Source organism: Saccharopolyspora spinosa NRRL 18395 (genome assembly GCF_000194155.1).
GTDB lineage: Bacteria > Actinomycetota > Actinomycetes > Mycobacteriales > Pseudonocardiaceae > Saccharopolyspora > Saccharopolyspora spinosa.
The window spans coordinates 1,139,562-1,142,795 of record NZ_GL877879.1; the positions used below are offsets into that span (position 1 = coordinate 1,139,562).

At 64.4% G+C, this 3,234-nt stretch carries 3 protein-coding genes; 1 reads left to right on the forward strand and 2 read right to left on the reverse strand.

All coding sequences use genetic code 11. The features are described 5' to 3' along the window. Window positions 1-50: 50 nt before the first annotated feature. Window positions 51-1,226, reverse strand: coding sequence for a CaiB/BaiF CoA transferase family protein (locus SSPN_RS0124305; protein ID WP_010310100.1), 1,176 nt, complete (start codon window positions 1,224-1,226; stop codon window positions 51-53). Window positions 1,227-1,247: 21 nt separating this feature from the next. Then, window positions 1,248-2,183, reverse strand: a complete 936-nt coding sequence (locus tag SSPN_RS45515) for an acyl-CoA dehydrogenase family protein (protein ID WP_010310102.1) — start codon at window positions 2,181-2,183, stop codon at window positions 1,248-1,250. 54 nt (window positions 2,184-2,237) lie between these two features. On the opposite strand from SSPN_RS45515, the gene SSPN_RS0124315 reads away from it, so the two are divergent. Beyond that, window positions 2,238-2,786: an integrase core domain-containing protein gene (locus tag SSPN_RS0124315; RefSeq protein ID WP_010310104.1), complete on the forward strand. Its 549-nt coding sequence runs from the start codon at window positions 2,238-2,240 to the stop codon at window positions 2,784-2,786. Window positions 2,787-3,234 lie beyond the last annotated feature (448 nt).

Sequence of the window (3,234 nt, forward strand, 5' to 3'; positions counted from 1 at the left end):
AACATGACGACCAGGCCGAGTTGATCAACCCTCATGTGCGGAATGCCCGGCTAGCGTCGCGTCCTCACCCCCGTCATCACGGCGATCTCCTCGTCGGAGTAACCGAGTTCCTCGAGCACCGCTTCGGTGTCCTGCCCCTGGTCACGCGGGGCCAGATGCACTGAGCCCGGTGTACGCGACAGCTTGATGGGGATTCCTGCTCCCCGGTAGTCGTCCTTGCTCACCACCATCTCGCGATGCAGGACCTGGGCGTTGGTGAGCGCCTCTCCGACACTGTGGACCGGACTGGACGGCACGCCGCGTTTCTGCAGGGCATCGGCGAGGTCTGCGCGTTTCCACAGGCTGATTCTCGGCACGAGGAGCTCGCGCAGTGCGTCCCGGTGCTGGACGCGTTCGGAGTTGGAGGCGAATCGCGGGTCCTCCGCGATGCACGGGTCGCCGAGTACGTCGGTCAGGTCGCGAAACTGGCGGTCGTTGCCTACGCCGAGGAACAGCAACCCGTCATATGCTGGAAAGGTGTCGTACGGCGCGATGGTGGGGTGGGCCGATCCTGTGCGCTGTGGGCCTCGCCCGTCGGCGAACCAGCTCGCCGAATGGGGATGCAGGAGGCTTATGCCGGTGTCGAGCAACGAGCAGTCGACCACCTGCCCGCGCCCGGATGCTGCGCGTTCCTGGAGTGCGAGCAACACGCCGGAGAAGGACAGGATTCCGGTGACGAGATCGACGACGGGTACCCCAACCCGCAGCGGGTCCCGTTCCGCTTCCCCGTTGACCGACAGCAGCCCAGAATAGGCCTGTAGCACCGCGTCATACCCAGGGGCACCGCCCAGCGGGCCGTCGGTCCCGTAGCCGGTGATCCGGCAATGAACCAGTCTCGGGAAGTCCTCAGCGAGGCGCTCGTCCGCGAATCCCCATTTCTCGAGCGTCCCGGCTTTGAAGTTCTCGACTAGCACGTCGGCGGTGGACAACAGTCGGCGGAGCACGCCTTGGCTGCCGGCGATGCGCAGGTCGAGCACGATGTTGCGCTTGTTCCGGTTGAGTGCTTGGTAGTAGGCGCTCGTGCCGGGTCGGATGAACGGTGGCCCCCAGGCACGGGTCTCATCCCCGTTCGGCGGCTCCACTTTGAGAACCTCGGCGCCGTGGTCGGCGAGCATCTGCGTGCAATAGGGTCCGGCCAGCACCCGGCTCAGGTCGAGCACTCGGATCCCGGACAGCGCTCCACTCATGGGAGACATCGTTGGCTCCGATCAGTAGGACTTGGGCAAACCCAGCACGTGCTGGGAGACGTAGTTGAGCACCATCTCCTGGCTGACCGGTGCTAGGCGGAGCACCCGGGACTCACGGAAGTAGCGTTCGACGTGGTACTCGTTGGCGTAGCCCATGCCACCGTGTGTCTGCACAGCCTGGTCGGCAGCTTTGAACCCCGCGTCCGCGCACAGGTACTTGGCCGTGTTCGCCTCACGGCCGCACGGCAGGCCTTGGTCGTAGCGCCAGGCAGCGTTGCGCGCCACCAGTTCCGCCGCGTCGAGGCGCATGACCGCCTCCGCTAGTGGGAAGGCGACACCTTGGTTCTGGCCGATCGGCCGGTCGAAGACGATGCGTTCCTTCGCATATCCGACGGCCCGCCGGATGGCCGCCCGCCCGATGCCGAGCGCCTCGTGCGCCAGCAGGATGCGCTCTGGATTCAGGCCGTCCAGGAGATACTTGAAACCGTTGCCCTCTTCACCGATCCGCGCACTCTCGGGTACGAAGAGATCGTCGAACACCACTTCATAGGATTGCACGGCGTTGCGGCCCATTTTCGGGATTGCCTGCAGGTGCACTTGCGCAGGGTCGATGTCGATCAGAAACAGCGACAGCCCCTCGGTCGGCTTCGCGACCTCGGCTCTCGGCGTGGTGCGGGCGATGAGGATCATTTTCTGCGAGTCACCGGCCTTGGTGATCCACACCTTGCGGCCGTTGACGACGTAACCGTCGCCCTTGCGCCGTGCGAAGGTCGAGATGCGCGTGGTGTCGGTACCAGCGTCCGGTTCGGTGACACCGAAGCAGACGTGCAGGCTACCGTCGACCGCACGGGGAAGGATCTCCAACAGCAGCGCCAGGGCCAGCAGCCATGAGGGCGCATCGAACCACCGCTGCAGCAGTTTTCCACCGATCACGGCCTCCGCGCCCACAGTGCGCATCCCTCCAGCACCGACACGACCTGGCGGCGATTCCTGCACACTCAGCCGTCGACCATGCCGGCATGCGACTACTTCCACGTAGACTGCACGGTCACCCTCAAACGGATCTACGTGTTCTACGTGCTGGAGATCGGCAGCCGGTACGTGCACCTGCTAGGCGCGACCACGAACCCGGACGGGGCGTGGACCACTCAGCAGGCCCGCAACCTGCTGATGGACCTCGGCGATGGCATCACCGAATTCCGGTCCCTCCTGCGAGATCGGGCCGGCCAGTTCACCACGTCGTTCGAAGCGGTCCTCGCCGATGCAAGCATCCGCGTAGTCAAGACTCCCCCGCGCTGCCCGCGGACGAACTGTTTTCCTGAACGGTTCGTGCGCACCGTCCGACCCGAACTCACCGACCGCCTGTTGATCTTCGGCGAACGGCACCTACGCGCGGCGCTTACGGAGTACATCCGACACTACAACGGCCGCCGACCGCACCGTGCCCACGAGCTTCCGCCACCACGGCCGAGTCACCCCGTTGCAGACCTCGACAGTGAGCAGATCAAACGTCGACCGGTGCTTGGCGGCTTGATCAACGAGTATGAGCGCATAGCTTAACGTCGCAGATCAGGCATGGGGAGTCGATTTCTGGAACCCCACAGGCTCCCGTTAAACGATCCTATGTCCACAAAGGAGTTCAAGATGGATGCGAAAGCATGCAAGGAAGTCCGATGCACGGACGCAATGGGCCGTAGTCAGGTCTTGTGAATTCTGCCGCTCGCTCATGGCCGTGTGGCTGTACAACCACCGCCCGGTGAGCGGTTCGAGGTGAACGCCGAGCAGTTTCGTGACTTGCTCGCTGCGGCCCGGGAAGCGATCTGGGAGTCACACGCGAACTACGACCCCACGAATCGAACCACCGTGGTCGGTGGCACGTGTTTCTGAGGGAGCTCTACGAATCGGTGCGGCAGCGTTTGGAGGACGTTTTGCGGGTCGTGAGCGCTGGTGATGACCGGGCGGTGACCGCGGTTGCTCGTTCAGAGGTGCCACACCTCATCGACGCCGT